A 17,345-nucleotide genomic window follows, 5' to 3' on the forward strand; every position below is an offset into this window, starting at 1 on the left:
GAAGTGACATAGAATAGCAGATCACAACTCATTTTCGTATTATTTCAACTAGACAATTCAAAAAAATGAAGATTTATCAATTTTTGAATGTAGATAACACAACTACCGCCCTCTCTTGACGATCACAATTACAACTTATTTTTCAGCCAGATGCTTGACCATGGCAAGTCCCTGATCAAAACCTTTATTCATAAATTCTGCATGCTCTGGTTGAATATCGACTTCTACATGCAGTTGCGTTTCACCATTAAAATCAAACAGCATATATTTTTCTAAAGCACCGGCCCAAGACTTCACAGCCTCACTTTCCAGATCTTCTTTGCCGTTCTCGATCATTCCTAGATGTTTAAAAACAATCTCTTTAGGCTCATCAATACTTTCAATGGTAGAGATCATGCCATTGCCTTTACCATCACCAAAATAGGTTTTACCACCGACTTTCCAATCCGTGGTCATGGTTGAATCGCATGCAAAGAATTTTGTCCACGCTTGATAACTTTCTGGAGTCCAAAGCACTTCCCAAACTTTCTCAGGGGTCGCATAAATTTTTATATTATAAGATAAGGTTTCCATGTTTTATTCTCCTTGATCATTGTTTTCATCATCATATCTTGATTCTGAATGTTTGTTTTTTATACACACTATATTTATACATTTCGGCTTTTTTTAATGGTATAGGCGTTATATTTTTACAAAAAATTAGAGTAATTGCTCAAATAACAAGAGTTTCAGATAGAATTGCCATATCACTTTTTGAATAAATGATTAAACTCTTGCATTTACTTTACTTAAATGTCGTTCTGCGTAAAAATCTAACTCCCGATTAGCATAAGTTAGTTCCTATTGCAGCGATCATAGCGACATTACGGAATAGTTTTACTGAAAGGCAACTTGAACATACCTATCAGTTTGGAGAGTCACATGAAAAAATATCAATGTATCGTTTGTGGTTGGATTTACGACGAAGCAGAAGGTTGGCCACAAGACGGCATTGCAGCAGGTACCAAATGGGAAGATATCCCTGATGATTGGACTTGCCCAGATTGCGGCGTTTCAAAAGCTGATTTTGAAATGGTTGAAATCTAAATAGATCTAAAAGGCCATGACAATGATCATGGTCTTTTTTTTCCTATCATTTGTTTTTAAATAAGAAAATATTGGAGAATAGAATGCATCCTATCGTTATCATCGGATCGGGCATGGCAGGTTACACCGTAGCGCGAGAGTTTCGTAAACTAAGTCCTGAACAAGAACTGGTTATGATCTGTGCAGATGATGCGGTAAATTATGCAAAACCAACATTATCCAATGCCTTTGCGGGTAACAAAGCACCAGAACAAATCGCTTTAGGCGATGCGACTAAAATGGCAACCCAATTGAATATGCGTATTGAAGCAGATACTTGGGTAAAAGCCATTGATGCTGAAAACCATGAGCTTACATTAGAAAAAAATGGGCAAACCATTACCCAACCCTATTCAAAGTTAGTATTGGCTGTCGGTGCAAATCCAATTCGATTAGCGATTGCGGGTGATGGCAGTGATGACATTCATGTTGTGAACTCATTGGTAGACTATCGTATCTTCCGTGAAAACCTTGCAAACCGTAAAGACAAACGCGTGGTTATTCTTGGTGCAGGTCTGATTGGCTGTGAATTTGCCAATGACTTATTGCATAGCCAATATGATGTTACTGTAATTGACTTAGCTCCTCAGCCACTGGGTCGCTTATTACCAAACCATGTCGCTGAAGCTTTTAAGACCAATTTAGAACAAGCAGGCATTAAGTTTGCACTCTCTACCACGGTTGAAAAAGTCACCAAAATTAATAATGGCGAAGACTACGAAGTCACTTTAGCCAATGGTAAAACACTGGTCGCTGATATTGTTCTTTCTGCAATTGGCTTACAACCGAATATCTCGTTAGCAAAAGCAGCAGACATTCAAACCAGTCGCGGCATTATTACCAACACATTGCTAGAAACCAATCAAGCTGATATCTATGCTGTGGGTGACTGTGCAGAAGTAAATGGTACGTTATTGCCATATGTGATGCCAATCATGCAACAAGCGCGTGCTTTAGCAAAAACCCTGAGTGGGCAAAGTACAGCGGTACATTACCCTGCTATGCCAGTTGCAGTAAAAACACCTGCTGCGCCATTGACGGTTTTACCTGCACCGCTTAATGTGGATGTGAACTGGGAAACTGAAGAGTTTGATGATGGTATGCTTGCCAAAGCAGCTGATGGTGAAGGAACCTTGAGAGGTTTTGTTCTGTTAGGCGCAACGGCAGGCAAACAACGTTTAACGCTCACCAAGCTGGTTCCAGACTTGATTCCAGCGCAAGTTTAAGGTTTAAATACGAGAGTTTGTTGAGAATAGAATTTCCTTCAAACTCTCTGAGCAATAAGAAGAATACTATTTGGAACGAAGATCATGAACAGTGCCCTCCAATTTAACGTGTCGCCCTATGCTTCTTTTATGCAGGAAACCAAAGTTACTTTGGGCAATGGCATTGAACTACATGTTGAAATGGGCGGTAATCCAGAGCATCCAACGATCTTACTGATCATGGGCTTAGGCGCACAAATGCTGTTTTGGCCTGATTTCTTCTGTAAGGCATTAATCGACCAAGGTTTCCGCGTGGTTCGTTTTGATAATCGTGATATCGGTCTATCTTCTAAAATTCGCAATAAAGGCAAACGACTAAATACCATGAAACTGATGAGCCGCTTCATGTTTGGTCTGAGCAATGAAGGTGCACCTTATACCTTATATGATATGGCCGACGATGTAGCGATGCTGATTGATCAATTAGGCATAGAGAAAGCCTACATTATTGGTGCCTCAATGGGCGGAATGATTTCACAGATTGTTGCTGCGAAATATCCAGAAAAAGTAGAAAAAATAGGTTTACTCTTTACCAGTAATAATCAACCGTTTTTGCCTCCCCCTTTTCCAAAGCAGCTTTTTAGCTTATTGGGTAAACCTGAAGGGCATGATGAAGAAACAATTATTAATCATAGTTTAAATGTTTTCCGTATTATCGGCTCACCTGGTTATGTCAATCCAGTCGAATCAATTCAAACGATTCGCAAATTATATAGACGTAGTTTTTATCCAGCGGGTGTACTTCAACAATTTTTAGCAATATTATGTACAGGTTCTTTGTTACCATTGAACAAGACGATTACTCAGCCGACCTTGGTTGTACACGGATCAAAAGATCGCCTGTTACCGCCAAGTCACGGGAAAGCTGTTGCAAAAGCAATTTCTGGTGCTAAGTTTGAATTAATTCAAGGAATGGGGCATGATATTCCTGCACATTTCATTCCGCAACTTAGTGGTTTGTTTACTCACCACTTTAGATCATCACACTAGGACACTATGGCTGCATTACCCTCATTAAGACAGCTATCATATTTAGTTACGTTGTCAGAAACTTTACATTTTACTGAAGCAGCGCGTCGTTCCTTTGTCACCCAGTCAACACTGTCTGGTGGCATCATGGAATTAGAGCGTTTATTAGGTGGCGTCTTAGTTGAGCGTGATCGTCAAAACGTCCGTTTAACCCCATTAGGTGAGCAAGTGGTGGCGCGAGCGCGAGTGTTGCTTGCCGATGCCCAAGACCTGATGCGTTTAAGTCGAGAGATGAGCGAACCATTAACGGGCGATTTACATCTCGGTATTATTCCAACAATTGCACCTTTTATTCTGACTCAACTCTTAGATGAAGTTCATCAGCAATTGCCGAAAATCCAACTACACTTGCATGAAGCTCAAAGTGAGAAGATTGTAGAGAAGTTAGAACACGGTAATTTAGACATGATTGTGCTTGCGCTTCCGTTTGATACGCGCAGTCTAAAAGTTGCTGAAATTGCAAAAGAGAACCTCTTCCTTGTATACAACAAGAAAGACACCAATGCTGCCAATGCCAACTCATTAGATGACTTAGATTTATCTCGTTTAATGTTGCTTGAGGAAGGACATTGCTTACGTGATCATGCTTTAAGTGCCTGCCCTGTGGGTGAGCGCAAGAATGATCATCGCTTAAAAGCCAGTTCATTACCAACACTGGTTGAAATGGTCTCTTCAGATCTTGGCTTTACGCTTTTACCTGAAATCGCACTCAAAAACAGCATGATTCACTTCAATGAAGAGATTGATGTGAAAGCGATTGAGGCTGCACCAAGCCGCACCTTGGCTTTAGTGACTCGTAAAAGCACACCGTTACAAAGTGAATTTGATGTGATCTTGCAAATTCTGCAAAAAATCACGGCTCACTTATCTTAATAAAAAAGCCTGTAATTCAACTTGAATTACAGGCTTTTTTTAATCAATAACAATAATTATTGAATCTCTAATAAATTCACTTGTTCAACTTGTACATCGCTCATACGTAAACCTTGATCCAGCAACTGATTAAAATACCCTTCAACCACTTTGGCTTGATCAGCCGTATTTTCAACTTTATACATATTCTGGCGAAATTCATTACTTGAACGTAAACCCTTGGTGTACCAAGCAATATGCTTACGCGCAATACGACAGCCTGAGTATTCACCATAGAACTGGTACAGTTCAGCCAAATGTCCCAATAATACAGCTTTGACTTCCGCAATATCGGGTGCAGCCAAATGCTCACCTGTTTCTAAATAATGGGCAATTTCTCGGAATATCCAAGGTCGGCCTTGAGCAGCACGACCAATCATAATGGCATCTGCGCCAGTATAGTCCAGCACATATTTGGCTTTTTCAGGGCTATCAATATCCCCATTGGCAATCAATGGAATATCAATCAATTCTTTAACCTGCTTAATCAATTCATAGCGTGCTGTATTTAAATACATGTCTTCACGGGTACGACCATGCAAAGCTAAGGCTGCTATCCCCGCCTCTTCAGCACGTTTCGCAACACGCAAGATATTTTCATGGCCATTTAAAAAACCCAATCGGGTTTTTAAAGTGACTGGCACATCCACTGCGGAAACTACGGCATCAAGAATACGCGCAACAAGATCTTCATCTTGTAATAACGCTGAACCCGCAAGTTTGTTACACACCTTTTTAGCTGGGCAACCCATATTGATATCAACAATTTGTGCACCATTCGCCACCTGATAGCGTGCCGCTTCTGCAAGCTGTTCAGGATCAGAACCTGCGATTTGTGCGGAGATAGGTGCAAGCTCACCATCAAAATTGGCCCGATAGAGACTCTTTTTGCTCATACGGAGTGTCTTATCCGCAGTCATCATTTCACTGACCGCATGTCCTGCACCAAAGTACTTACAGAGTGTTCTAAATGGTCGGTCTGTTACGCCAGCCATTGGGGCAACGATCAAATTATTTGACAGTTGATATGGACCAATATACATATATTTTCTTACAATTTCTGATCAACATAGTATACTTCATTCGCCCGTTCGGCTCATCTTTTTGTGCGGTGTTGTCTTCATTATGAACCAATCGTTTTCGACTCGTCCTCTATTCAAAACATTTAGCCTATTGGCAATCAGCATAAGCTTAGCGGCTTGTGGTGATAATGCTTGGTGGTCAAATAATAAAGAACCTGAAATGAAGGCTGAGCAAATTACAAAAGTGCTGCCACCACGCGTAAATGATCGTCAGTCTTGGTCGCAAGATATTTTTGATATCATGCAACAACTGAGTATTCCAAAAACCAAGCAAAATGTATGCAGTATTGTGGCTGTGGTCGATCAAGAGTCTAACTTTGTCGCTGATCCTGCTGTACCAGGCTTGGGTGAAAAAGCCGTTCAAGAAATCAATACCCGACTCAAAGAGAAATTTGAAGCCAAGCTGGGTGAAACCATTGGCGGCACAGTGGCAGGTTATTTTGAGGATGTACTCAAAAACCAACCTTCACCAGAAAATAACTACATGAGCCAAATGCGCAAAGTCAGAACTGAGCGTGAACTCGACCTGCTCTACCGTGAAATTTTTGACTATATGTCGAAACATTATCATGTCAGTGCGTTAACGGGTGCTGCAAAACTGGTGGGACAAGACATTGGCGAGAAAATGAATCCAATTACCACTTTGGGTTCAATGCAAGTGCATATCAATTATGCCAAAGAACATAAGCGTCAAAGTGGGAATATTGCCGAACTGCGTGATGACCTGTATACCCAATATGGTGGTTTGTATTATGGCATTCACCGTTTGATGGAATATTCTGCTGATTATGACAAAGCCATCTATCGTTTTGCTGATTACAACTCAGGTATGTATTCAAGTCGTAATGCTGCTTTTCAAAAAATGCTTGAAGTTATACAAGGTAAAGACCTTGATTTAGATGGTGATTTATTACTTTACAATAAAGATGGGAATGTACAATCTGCACTAAGCCAATCCGAAAAAGAAGTAATCTCAGCATTTACCAACAATAAAATTCTGGTTACTCCGCGCCAAATTCGAGCAGATTTAAAGAAAGAAAAAGAGAAGAAGTTCGAAGATACGCAAACTTACTTAGCCGCTCAAAAGTTGTATCAAAATAAAACCAATAAAGAACCGATTTATGCAATTATGCCTGAAGTCGTTATTTCTGGCCCTAAACTTAGCCGCGATTACAATACCAATTGGTTCGCCAGTCGCGTAAATGGACGATATGAAACATGCATGCAAAGAGCGAAACGCATAAAACTCTAAACCTTGCTTTATTTGATTTCGATGGGACACTTTATCCAAGAGACAGTTTCACTGGATTTATTTTCTTTGCGCTTTCAAAGCGTCACATTATTAAAAGAGGCTTGAAAATCCTACCATGGATTCAAGCCTATTATTTACGTCTCTACCCTGCACATGCCATGCGGCCACGTTTATTTGAAACCATGTTTAAAGATATTCCTGCTGACGTGGTTGAAAAACTAGCCCAAGAATATGCGCAAAAACTGTTAAAAAAATTGGATCAGGATTTATTGAGCCAACTGCAACAACACCAACAACGTGGTGACCATATTGTTTTAGTGTCTGCCTCAGTCGATCTCTATCTGACGCCAATCTGTGAATTTCTGAATATTGATTTAATTTGCACGCAAACTGAAGCCCAAGACGGACTTTTGACAGGCAGTTACAACTCAGAAGATTGCAGTTGTGAACAAAAGAAAATACGTATTTTGCAAAACTACAATTTAGATGACTATCACGCTATTTATGCCTATGGAAATAGTGAAGAAGATCTGGATATGCTTTCACTGGCAGATTATGCCTATATGATGGGTGAAGAAAAAGCATTGCCCCCATTAGAACCCAGCCACTTAAAAACAATAGATATAAAAAAGCCCGCTTGATGCGAGCTTTTTTATTGATGGTAATTTAATAAATCGCCATATGATCACGATGAATCATTTCTAACGAACGTGCTTCACCGAGAACTTGATAGACTTTTTCCGAAGATAAACCTTTGATCATTTCCGCAGAACGCGAACTGAAATTCACTCGCCCAACCGCGATACGACCGCCATGTTTATCAACACACTCCACCACATCGCCACGATCAAAATGCCCTTCAATCGCTTTCACACCGACAGGTAACAAACTACGATGCTTAAGCTTAATGGCTTCAACAGCACCATCATCAATCACTAAACGGCCCGCAGTTTGTAAGTGTGCTGCTAGCCATTGCTGATGCGCTGTGACACGATCATTATCAGTGGTAAATAAGGTACCCAACATCTCACCCGCCATTAAACGAGCAAGCACATGGTCACTTTCACCACTGGCAATTAAAGTTGGACAACCTGAGCGTGCCGCAAGACGTGCCGCACGAACTTTCGTGACCATACCACCACGACCAAGCACACCACCGCCACCAGCCATTTCAAACAAGCTGTCATCGAGCGCTCGAACGGCTGAAAACAGTTTTGCATTTGGATTGCTGCGTGGATCTGAATCAAACATGCCTTGCTGATCCGTGAGGATAATCAGCAATTCTGCTTGAACCTGCCCTGCAACCATCGCGGCCAAAGTATCGTTATCGCCAAAACGGATTTCATCGGTTGAAACCGTGTCATTTTCATTAATGACTGGAATCACACGCCAATCGATCAAGTTCTGCAAAGCATCGCATGAGTTGAGATAACGACGACGATCAGCAAGATCATCATGTGTCAGTAAAACCTGTGCTGTCTGGATGCCATGTTGATCAAGTACACTTGACCAAGTATGGATCAGGCCCATTTGGCCAATGGCTGCACAAGCTTGCAAACTGGGTAGATCAGTGGGTCGACTCGCAAGTTTCATGCGTACCATCCCTTCTGCAACTGCACCTGAAGACACGAGAATAATTTCATGTCCAGCATTGTGTAGATCTGCAATTTGTTTCGCCCAATGCGAAATTGCACTTAAATCTAAACCTTGCCCATTTGCAGTGAGTAAAGATGATCCGATTTTAACAACGATTCGTTTACACGCATTGAGCTGACGTTGCCCATCGACCACTTCTATCATTTTTCCCTCGGTTTACTAGTCACGAATGTAGACGCTTTCTACATCGCCATCGTCTTCATCATCAAAGTCTTCATCATCATCCAAGCCTTCTTCACGCTGAGCCTTACGCATAGCACGATACGCTTCTTTTGCTGCGATGGTTTGCTCACGTGTCTCAGACTCAAGCTGTTCACGGAATGCTTTAACTTCTGCTGCATACTCTGGATCTTCAACTTCGCGCTCACGTTGTTGTTCGATTTGATCCATCAAGTAATACACAACTTCTTTGGTTCCTTCTGACATAAGACCAGAGGTTTTAAATACAGGACCTTCCCATTGCAATTCATCAAGAATGTGCTGACACCACTCTTCTCTTGATTCTTCAGGGAGTTGGTCAAGTTTGTTTAGTACAAGAACCACTGGAAGTTTTGCCAAAGTTGGTGAAAATTTTACCAACTCACCCAAAATCGCTTTAGCATTATGCGCAGGATCTGAACCATCAATCGGTTGAACATCAACGATATGCAACAGGATACGGGTACGCGCCAAGTGCTTCAGGAAGCGAATTCCCAAACCTGCACCTTCTGCCGCACCTTCGATCAATCCAGGAATATCCGCCATAACAAACGAGCGATGACGATCGGCATCGACCACACCTAAGTTAGGCACCATTGTGGTAAATGGATAATCTGCAACTTTTGGTTTTGCCGCACTCACGGCACGAATGAAGGTCGATTTACCGGCATTTGGCATACCCAATAAGCCAACATCGGCAAGTACTTTCAACTCTAAACGCACTTCACGATATTCACCTTTGATACCGTGTGTACATTTACGCGGCGAACGGTTGGTTGATGATTTAAAGTGAGTATTCCCTAAACCACCATCACCACCATGCGCAACTTTTACACGTTGCCCATCAGCAACCAGGTCACCGATGATGTCGCCTGATTCAGTATCAACAATGGTTGTACCGACTGGCACTTTTAAAATAATGTCTTCACCGCCACGGCCAGAACAGTTCGCACCCGAACCATTTTTACCGCGCTCTGCACGATATCGGCGTGTATAGCGATAATCTACCAGCGTGCTGGTATCATCATCGGCTTGAATATAAACACTTCCACCACGTCCCCCGTCTCCACCATCTGGACCACCAAAAGGGACAAATTTTTCACGGCGAAAACTGGCTACGCCATTGCCACCGTCGCCAGCCTCTACGGTAATGACTGCTTCATCAACAAAGCGCATGTGCCAATCCTCTGAATTCTGTAAAACGGGCTATTTTGCCACATTTTAATAAAATTCTCGAATAGAAAAATCAGCAAATTGATTTTTTTAAATTTATTATTCGTTCAACATTTCATTTCGCTATTTTAAGGTCTGCAAAATAACGTCAATATCAAGCATAAAATATTCAGTAGATGGAATATATAAGCAACTACGGTCTCACATTCTTCAAAGGCAACTCCATTTGCATATCCAGATTGGCTGTAGTCTGCTGTACCGAGTTATACATGATCGCATCAAAGGAAGAAATTTTACTCATATTAATCGCATCATTCATATAAAAACTCGGCTTAAATTGATGCTTCACTGGCAAATCGACCGTTTCATCAAAAGCAAAATATACTGGTCCGTCAAACACAATTTTCACTGGCACGGTATAGGTTCTTTTGAGTTGAAAAGGAATATCCAATTTCACTGGAATATTCAGACTCAAAGGAAACTTGGGTAATAGTTTATTTTGATAGATCAAATCTGTACTGGTTTCAATCGGCATAACTTCATCCACTTTCAGCGTGGTTTCATAATTGATATCCACCGTAATCGGTGTTTCGACTTCAAAGCTTAGATCAGCCAAATACTTCCCTCTTAAAGGTAACTGTAGAGTGCGATCGATGTCCAATACCGTATTCAGTTGACCTTCCGACTTCACGCTTAAATGATCACCTACTTGGATCTTGGTTCCCAAGGATTCAGGTAAACGAATATCTGCCTGTTGCGCAGAAACAATTAAAGATGCCTGAATATTTAAATAAAACCAAAATAGGATCGCCACCAGAGTTGTGACAATCACAAAACTAATCAGCAGGCTTTTCAGTGTCTTGGGCATCTCCATTACTCACCTGCTTTTACATCATGTTGAGTTGCTTGTACGTCAACAGGCTGAGCTTTGACACGATCTAAATACATCGTGGATAACGGAATCTTTAATTCACCCTGTGCGATTTTGACAGGTAAGGTATTTTTTACATCCACTGTGGCATTGAGTTCAGAGGTAATCGGGACATTTAAATTACCTTGAATTGGAATATTGGCATTCAGTTGCGCTTTCAACGGAATATTTAAATTTTCCTTGAGTACGGTACGCACAGGCGCATCAAATTTTAAATGTACTTTTTGCTGTAACGGCACTTGAATATCGATTGGAACATCAAGCTGTAGAGGAATCGAGCCCTTCAAAGGCAACGTCACATCTTTACCTAAAATCTTGACCTGAACTTTGGTATCGATTGGCAAACTTTGATTCACCTTAATCGTTTCTTTAACAGGAATCGTGGTACTAATTGGAACTACATTATCAAAATAAACCCGTGGTGTGAGTGTTTGAGTCAGTGGAACATTCAAGTGTTCATTGATTGGAATTTTTGCATCAACACGCCCATTTACATCAACATTTAAAGCATCTTTGATTTTTACCCGCACCTGTAAAGGCTCTTGCAAATCGATGGCGACATCTTGATTTTTCAACGGAATATAAATATTAAAATGCTTGAATACCCACATTGCGATATACACACCACACAAGTTGGCCACCACAATTAAAGCAAATACGATAAATAAACGTCTAAACTGCAACAATGAATGATTCCTTGATTAATTATGTCCCTTTTCCATCATTCTCATCGATTTTTATGTTTTATTCAGCATATATTCTGTACAGTCAATAAAAAAGCCCAGTCAAACTGGGCTTTTTTATTTATCGTGCTACAAACAAATTATGCATTTGTTTCAGCAGGAATTTTTGTATAGCTTACGCCACACATTTGTTCAGCGATACGTAATACTTGGCAGCTATAACCCACTTCGTTATCGTACCAAACATAAGCGGTTAAACGAGTACCTGAAGTGATTGTTGCTTGCGCATCAAACACACCCGCTGTACGAGAACCAATAAAGTCACTTGATACAACTTCAGTCGAGTTTGTATAACCAATCTGACCTTGTAAGCTAGAGTTGATTGAGATTTGACGAATATATTCGTTCACTTCTTCACGATCAACTTCTTTCTCTAGGTTTAAGTTCAAGATTGCAAGCGAAACGTTTGGTGTTGGAACACGTACAGAGTTACCTGTTAACTTGCCTTTAAGGCCAGGTAAAGCTTTAGCAACTGCTTTTGCAGCACCAGTTTCTGTAATTACCATGTTCAACGTTGCAGCACGGCCACGACGATCAGCTTTATGGTAGTTATCAATCAAGTTTTGGTCATTGGTGAAAGAGTGAACTGTTTCAACATGACCATTTAATACTTTGTATTTGTCGTCTAAAACTTTTAATACAGGTGTAATTGCGTTCGTTGTACAACTTGCAGCCGAGATGATTTTGTCTTCATCTAAAATATCAGTGTTGTTCACACCAAATACAACGTTCTTCATTTCGCCTTTACTTGGCGCAGTTAATACCACACGTGCAACGCCTGCACATTTCAAGTGTTGGCTCAAGCCTTCAGCATCACGCCATTTACCTGTGTTGTCGATCAAAAGTGCATTTTCAATACCATAAGCGGTGTAGTCCACTTCGCTTGGGCTTGACGCATAAATCACTTTGATGAACTGACCGTTTGCAATGATTGCTTCGTTTTCTTCATCTACAGAAATCGTACCATCAAAGGTACCGTGAATAGAGTCACGACGTAATAATGAAGCACGTTTCGCCAAGTCACCATCCGATGATTTACGAACAACGATTGCTTTAAGGCTTAAACCACGACCTAAACCAGATTGGCTGATGATTAAACGCGCTAAGATACGACCGATACGACCAAAACCGTAAAGAACAACATCTTTAGGCGCAGCAGCAGTCTCTTTACCTTGAATTGAAGCAACAGCATTTGCAACAAAAGCGTCAGCATCACCGCCTGCATTTTTGAATTCAACTGCAAGTTTACCGATATCAACTTCAGCAGAACCAATGTTCTCAACTTTCATTAACGCTTCCAAAATTGGGAAGGTATTTACAACTGAAAGTTCAACATCAAGCATACGCGTACGGCGATGTGTTTTTAAAATTTGGATTACTGAACGGTTGATTAAAGAACGACCGTAAACAGAAACAACAATATTTTTCTCACGATACAATTGACCGATTAAGGTAATCATACGTTCCGCGATTTCTTCACGGTTTTTCCAACGACCTTGGTGTTCTGCGTGTAGGGCAACGATTGTTTCTTTGCTCACAGTTACGTCCTCTAATTTATATATACTGGGCGTGAATTTTTAAAACGCCATTATTGTAATAGAATTATCATCAAGATTGAATCAAAAGCTGCTAAACGCGCTAAGATTTTGTCCTAATTGACTATAAATTCATAAAATACCTATAATTATTTTTGTGAATTTTGGTAAAACGAACTCACCTTCATCACAATATGTTCAATTTAATCAACGCTTATAACAGTTTTATTGATAATTTTTGCTTCATGAAAAAGTAAATCGCAAATTTGTCCTATTTTTCATCCATCCCCACCCGTTTTGAATATTGTTTCACATTAAGTTGCAAATGCTGTTTACGTTGCTTTTGCTGTACTAAATGCACAGCACCTTCAATCACTAAAACAAGCACCGCCAACCAGATAGGAATATAAGTAAACCATTCACCTGCTCCAATTTTTTCCCCAAGTAACAAAGACACCAAGGCCAGCAATACAGGTTCCAAATACCCCAACAAGCCAAAGATAATTAGTGGAAGGTAGCGGCTGGCAAGAATATAACTGCCTAAGCCAATTGCACTGAGCAAACCAAGTCCGATCACTACAAATACCAAGCTTGGATGTGCTAAGAATTTGAGATACGGCGTATCGCCTGTTTGGGCAAAGAAAATTGCAATGGGTAGAATCAATAATAAATCCCACCAAAACCCACCTAAATTATCCGTTTGGATCTTTTTACGAAGAATAAAATAAGCTGCATAACCGATTGCAACAAAGACTGTTTCCCAAGCAATACTGCCTAAACGCCATATTTCATGTCCAACCCCTAAAGCAGCGAGCAATACAGCGAGGTACTGGAATTTTGAAAGCTTTTCACCATACAAAATACTTCCAGCCAACACTAAGACCAAAGGCAATAAGAAATAACCCAACGAAACCTGCAAACCTCGACCATGCATAGGTGCCCACAAAAACAGCCACAGCTGTGCTGAGGTTAAAACAGAGGTCATCATTAAAAGTAACAAGAGACGAGGTCGAGCTAGAATCCGTTTAAATATGGTTTTGATATGAATTAAATCACCGCTAAACCACATAAATAATGTCAGAAATGGCAATGTTGCAACAATACGCCAGCCAAAAGTTTGTTCACTATTAAATGCACCAAGCAGTTGGGTATAAAAATATAAAACCCCAAAGGTCACAGAAGCCAAAACTGAATAAGCAATTCCTTTAAACACTTTGAACCTCTGAATTTGAGAGAATTAGTAAAATATGTGACTTATCCACTATATAAAAATAAAAAAACCATGCAAGCATGGTTTTAAAACAAGTATATCTTATTTAGTGATGTTCAGGATAAATCACATCAGCAATATCATAGCCCAATGATTTAGCGTAATTTAGATATTCATTAATAATTTCTTTTTTTGGATTTGGTATCCGTGAAAGGACCCACAAGTATTTTCGGCGTGGCTCTCCCACCAATACGGTTTGGTACTCATTATCCAGCTTTAAAATCCAATAATCACCACGAATCACAGGCACCCAGCGCACTACTTCTGGTAGAAAGCTAACACGTAATTTACTGTTAAATGGTGCATTGGCAACAAAGGCTTCACCGACACTTTGCTGTAAATTGCCTTCACTGTCATAGCATTTGTTATCAACAACAATATTGCCATTTTCATTTAGGGTATAAGTTGCAGTAACGTTATAGGCACACTTGCGCTCAAAAAACATCGGTTTTCGAGCAACCTCATACCAAACACCCAAGTACTTATCGAGTTCGACTTTATCTACTGTCGGTAAAGGCTTTGCCTGTGCATAAGCAATGGTTCCAACAGCCAACCCAGTTAAGACAGCCCCACCAATCGCAATTTTTGCAAGGCGCCAACTCGCTTTCGGGAAATTTTGAATAAAAGGCATGAGAAATCCTCAAAACAGTAATTTGTTATAAATAGTCATATAGTTAGCTATTAAAAATAGCCTACTTTATAAACAAAAACTGTTGCGATATGTATCCCTTTTGAGGATTTCTCTGTCTAATTAAGATTGCAGCATATGTGCTTTTAAGCGCACGATCTCGTCACGCAATCTTGCTGCCTGTTCAAACTGAAGCTCTTTAGATGCTTTCAACATCTCTTTCTCAAGCTTGCTGATGTGCTTAGCAAACAATTTTGGATCGGATAAAAGATGCTGTTCATCCGCGCTAATCGCCCGTGCCTGCTCAAGCACATTTTCATCAATCTCATCATCAGTCAGCACTTCACCAGTATCGATTTCTTTAATCGCTTGGCGCACAGCACTACGTGGCGTAATCCCGTGCAATTCATTAAATTCAATTTGCTTGTTACGACGACGATCCGTTTCATCGATTGCTTTACGCATCGAGTCAGTAATACGATCCGCATATAAAATCGCTTTACCTTTCACATTACGTGCAGCACGACCAATGGTCTGAATTAATGAACGCTCGGAACGTAAGAAACCTTCCTTATCTGCATCCAAAATCGCAACCAAAGAAACCTCTGGCATGTCCAAGCCTTCACGCAATAAGTTAATCCCGACTAATACATCATGCACACCGGTACGTAACTCATGAATGATCTTGACTCGTTCAACGGTATCAATATCCGAATGTAGATAAGCGACTTTCACACCATATTCTTTTAAATATGAGGTTAAATCCTCAGCCATACGTTTGGTCAAAGTCGTCACCAATACACGTTCATTCAGTTGCTTACGAATATTGATTTCAGATAACACATCATCCACCTGTGTTAACACTGGACGCACTTCAATTTCTGGGTCAATTAAACCCGTTGGACGCACCACCTGCTCAACAATTTGTTCAGATTTTTCCAACTCATAATGAGCAGGTGTTGCACTGACAAAAACTGTTGTTGGAACAATTCGCTCCCACTCTTCAAATTTCATCGGACGATTATCTAAAGCACTTGGCAAACGGAAACCATAATTGACCAAGTTTTCTTTACGCGAACGGTCACCTTTATACATCGCACCAATCTGTGGAACGGTCACATGTGATTCATCAATAATCAACAAGGCATCTTCGGGGATATAATCAAATAAGGTTGGTGGTGCTGCTCCAGCGCTACGACCTGAAAGATGGCGTGAATAGTTTTCAATACCATTGGTATAGCCTAGCTGTTGCATCATTTCCAAATCATAACGTGTACGTTGTTCAATCCGCTGAGACTCTAATAATTTGTCATGCTCTTTGAAAAATTTCAGTTGATCTTTTAACTCATCTTTGATGGTATCAATGGCACGAGTTAAATGATCTTTCGGCGTAACATAGTGACTTTTTGGATAAATCGTTACACGCGGCACCTTACGTACCAATTTTCCTGTTAATGGATCAAACCAACGAATCGAATCCACTTCATCATCAAATAACTCAACGCGAATCGCATCTTTATCCGATTCCGCTGGGAAAATATCAATGATTTCACCACGGATACGATAGGTACCACGTAAAAACTCTAGTTCATTACGGGTATATTGCATTTCGACCAAACGGCGAATGATTTCATCACGGCTGACACGATCGCCTTGTACGATATGCAATAACATTTGCATATAGGCATTTGGATCGCCCAAACCATAAATCGCAGAAACTGAGGCCACAATAATGGCATCACGACGTTCTAATAAAGCGCGTGTTGCAGACAAACGCATTTGATCAATATGGTCATTGATAGCTGAGTCTTTTTCAATAAATGTATCTGAAGATGGCACATAGGCTTCAGGCTGATAGTAATCGTAATAACTAACGAAATACTCAACCGCATTATTCGGAAAAAAAGCTTTGAACTCACCATAGAGCTGTGCAGCAAGCGTTTTATTATGTGCCATGACAATGGTTGGACGTTGCGTTTGGGCAATCACATTGGCCATGGTATAGGTTTTACCTGACCCAGTAACCCCGAGCAGCAATTGATTGCGAAAACCTTGATCGATACCGCTGACCAATTTTTCAATCGCCTGAGGTTGATCGCCCGCAGGTTGATAGTTGGTGACTAACTCAAATGGCTGGTTTTCGCTCATAGAAATGCTTTCTGCTTATGTTCAAGTATCTTCATTTTATGGGGATGATCTATAAATACTCAATCCTATTTTTGGTTTCTTTAAACCTCCCTATGTTAAGCACATAAGCTATAATAAAAAATCTACAACTTAGATTAAAAACTGTGTCTTACAATAAAATGAAGCAACGGAGAATACAACTCCAATAAAAAAAGAACAAAAACTATCAAGAAAATGCTTTGAACAAACGGCTTTCAATAATCAACTCAGTTATTTGGGGACAGTAATATTGGTTGTAGGTACACTCTATTTAGTCATTGTTTTGTTCGGAATTTATCAAAAATACTTTTAAGAGTCATTCAAATGCAGAAAAATGATAACTGGACAATCATAAAACAGCAGTTACGTTTAGCAGTTGT

General features: G+C 40.3%; 16 protein-coding genes. 6 read left to right on the forward strand and 10 right to left on the reverse strand.

Annotated features, from left to right (window positions below):
• Window positions 1–135: 135 nt before the first annotated feature.
• Complete coding sequence (locus F887_RS05405; protein ID WP_005202469.1) at window positions 136–573, reverse strand: SRPBCC family protein; 438 nt, start codon at window positions 571–573, stop codon at window positions 136–138.
• A 348-nt stretch (window positions 574–921) separates the two neighbouring features.
• On the opposite strand from F887_RS05405, the gene rubA reads away from it, so the two are divergent.
• The 4 genes from rubA to oxyR all read left to right on the forward strand — a co-directional run bounded on the left by rubA (window position 922) and on the right by oxyR (window position 4,292).
• Entirely contained in the window at window positions 922–1,086 is a 165-nt protein-coding gene (rubA, locus tag F887_RS05400) for a rubredoxin RubA (RefSeq protein ID WP_004678010.1), read from the forward strand.
• An 83-nt stretch (window positions 1,087–1,169) separates the two neighbouring features.
• Complete coding sequence (gene rubB / locus F887_RS05395) at window positions 1,170–2,351, forward strand: rubredoxin reductase RubB (RefSeq protein WP_005295732.1); 1,182 nt, start codon at window positions 1,170–1,172, stop codon at window positions 2,349–2,351.
• Window positions 2,352–2,435: 84 nt separating this feature from the next.
• Window positions 2,436–3,380, forward strand: a complete 945-nt coding sequence (estB, locus tag F887_RS05390; RefSeq protein WP_005295733.1) for an esterase EstB — start codon at window positions 2,436–2,438, stop codon at window positions 3,378–3,380.
• A gap of 6 nt (window positions 3,381–3,386) precedes the next feature.
• Complete coding sequence (oxyR, locus tag F887_RS05385) at window positions 3,387–4,292, forward strand: LysR family transcriptional regulator OxyR (RefSeq protein ID WP_005295735.1); 906 nt, start codon at window positions 3,387–3,389, stop codon at window positions 4,290–4,292.
• 56 nt (window positions 4,293–4,348) lie between these two features.
• Here the strand turns inward: oxyR and dusB are convergent, their stop codons facing one another.
• The gene (gene dusB / locus F887_RS05380; RefSeq protein ID WP_005295737.1) at window positions 4,349–5,374 is read right to left on the reverse strand and encodes a tRNA dihydrouridine synthase DusB; all 1,026 of its coding nucleotides are present in this window, start codon (window positions 5,372–5,374) and stop codon (window positions 4,349–4,351) included.
• Between the two features lie 82 nt (window positions 5,375–5,456).
• On the opposite strand from dusB, the gene F887_RS05375 reads away from it, so the two are divergent.
• The gene (locus F887_RS05375) at window positions 5,457–6,665 is read left to right on the forward strand and encodes a DUF1615 family protein (protein WP_005295739.1); all 1,209 of its coding nucleotides are present in this window, start codon (window positions 5,457–5,459) and stop codon (window positions 6,663–6,665) included.
• A complete protein-coding gene (locus tag F887_RS05370) occupies window positions 6,632–7,306 on the forward strand; it encodes an HAD-IB family hydrolase (RefSeq protein ID WP_005295741.1) in 675 nt (224 codons plus the stop codon). The genes F887_RS05375 and F887_RS05370 overlap by 34 nt, the downstream gene beginning before the upstream one ends.
• Before the next feature lie 25 nt (window positions 7,307–7,331).
• On the opposite strand, the gene proB is transcribed toward F887_RS05370, so the two are convergent.
• From proB to uvrB, 8 genes are all read right to left on the reverse strand, one after another.
• Window positions 7,332–8,465, reverse strand: a complete 1,134-nt coding sequence (gene proB / locus F887_RS05365; RefSeq protein ID WP_005295742.1) for a glutamate 5-kinase — start codon at window positions 8,463–8,465, stop codon at window positions 7,332–7,334.
• A gap of 15 nt (window positions 8,466–8,480) precedes the next feature.
• Window positions 8,481–9,695, reverse strand: a complete 1,215-nt coding sequence (gene cgtA, locus F887_RS05360; RefSeq protein ID WP_005295744.1) for an Obg family GTPase CgtA — start codon at window positions 9,693–9,695, stop codon at window positions 8,481–8,483.
• 190 nt (window positions 9,696–9,885) lie between these two features.
• Complete coding sequence (locus F887_RS05355) at window positions 9,886–10,566, reverse strand: hypothetical protein (RefSeq protein ID WP_005295745.1); 681 nt, start codon at window positions 10,564–10,566, stop codon at window positions 9,886–9,888.
• Window positions 10,566–11,309, reverse strand: coding sequence for a hypothetical protein (locus F887_RS05350; RefSeq protein ID WP_005295747.1), 744 nt, complete (start codon window positions 11,307–11,309; stop codon window positions 10,566–10,568). The genes F887_RS05355 and F887_RS05350 overlap by 1 nt, the downstream gene beginning before the upstream one ends.
• A gap of 137 nt (window positions 11,310–11,446) precedes the next feature.
• On the reverse strand, window positions 11,447–12,904 hold the full coding sequence (locus F887_RS05345) for a glyceraldehyde-3-phosphate dehydrogenase (RefSeq protein WP_005295749.1): 1,458 nt from the start codon (window positions 12,902–12,904) through the stop codon (window positions 11,447–11,449).
• 268 nt (window positions 12,905–13,172) lie between these two features.
• On the reverse strand, window positions 13,173–14,114 hold the full coding sequence (rarD, locus tag F887_RS05340) for an EamA family transporter RarD (protein ID WP_005295752.1): 942 nt from the start codon (window positions 14,112–14,114) through the stop codon (window positions 13,173–13,175).
• Between the two features lie 103 nt (window positions 14,115–14,217).
• Window positions 14,218–14,802: a lipocalin family protein gene (locus F887_RS05335; RefSeq protein ID WP_005295754.1), complete on the reverse strand. Its 585-nt coding sequence runs from the start codon at window positions 14,800–14,802 to the stop codon at window positions 14,218–14,220.
• Between the two features lie 120 nt (window positions 14,803–14,922).
• Window positions 14,923–16,947 carry an excinuclease ABC subunit UvrB gene (gene uvrB, locus F887_RS05330; protein ID WP_005295755.1) on the reverse strand — a complete coding sequence of 675 codons (2,025 nt, stop codon included), beginning with the start codon at window positions 16,945–16,947 and terminating at the stop codon, window positions 14,923–14,925.
• Window positions 16,948–17,345 lie beyond the last annotated feature (398 nt).

Origin of the sequence: Acinetobacter sp. NIPH 2100 (genome assembly GCF_000369805.1) — a bacterium.
In the GTDB taxonomy this organism is placed as follows: Bacteria; Pseudomonadota; Gammaproteobacteria; order Pseudomonadales; family Moraxellaceae; genus Acinetobacter.

Coding starts and splice junctions, on each gene's coding strand:
- F887_RS05405 (WP_005202469.1), bottom strand. CDS start 573: ATGGAAACCTTATCTTATAATATAAAAATTTATGCGACCCCTGAGAAA.
- rubA (WP_004678010.1), top strand. CDS start 922: ATGAAAAAATATCAATGTATCGTTTGTGGTTGGATTTACGACGAAGCA.
- rubB (WP_005295732.1), top strand. CDS start 1,170: ATGCATCCTATCGTTATCATCGGATCGGGCATGGCAGGTTACACCGTA.
- estB (WP_005295733.1), top strand. CDS start 2,436: ATGAACAGTGCCCTCCAATTTAACGTGTCGCCCTATGCTTCTTTTATG.
- oxyR (WP_005295735.1), top strand. CDS start 3,387: ATGGCTGCATTACCCTCATTAAGACAGCTATCATATTTAGTTACGTTG.
- dusB (WP_005295737.1), bottom strand. CDS start 5,374: ATGTATATTGGTCCATATCAACTGTCAAATAATTTGATCGTTGCCCCA.
- F887_RS05375 (WP_005295739.1), top strand. CDS start 5,457: ATGAACCAATCGTTTTCGACTCGTCCTCTATTCAAAACATTTAGCCTA.
- F887_RS05370 (WP_005295741.1), top strand. CDS start 6,632: ATGCATGCAAAGAGCGAAACGCATAAAACTCTAAACCTTGCTTTATTT.
- proB (WP_005295742.1), bottom strand. CDS start 8,465: ATGATAGAAGTGGTCGATGGGCAACGTCAGCTCAATGCGTGTAAACGA.
- cgtA (WP_005295744.1), bottom strand. CDS start 9,695: ATGCGCTTTGTTGATGAAGCAGTCATTACCGTAGAGGCTGGCGACGGT.
- F887_RS05355 (WP_005295745.1), bottom strand. CDS start 10,566: ATGGAGATGCCCAAGACACTGAAAAGCCTGCTGATTAGTTTTGTGATT.
- F887_RS05335 (WP_005295754.1), bottom strand. CDS start 14,802: ATGCCTTTTATTCAAAATTTCCCGAAAGCGAGTTGGCGCCTTGCAAAA.
- uvrB (WP_005295755.1), bottom strand. CDS start 16,947: ATGAGCGAAAACCAGCCATTTGAGTTAGTCACCAACTATCAACCTGCG.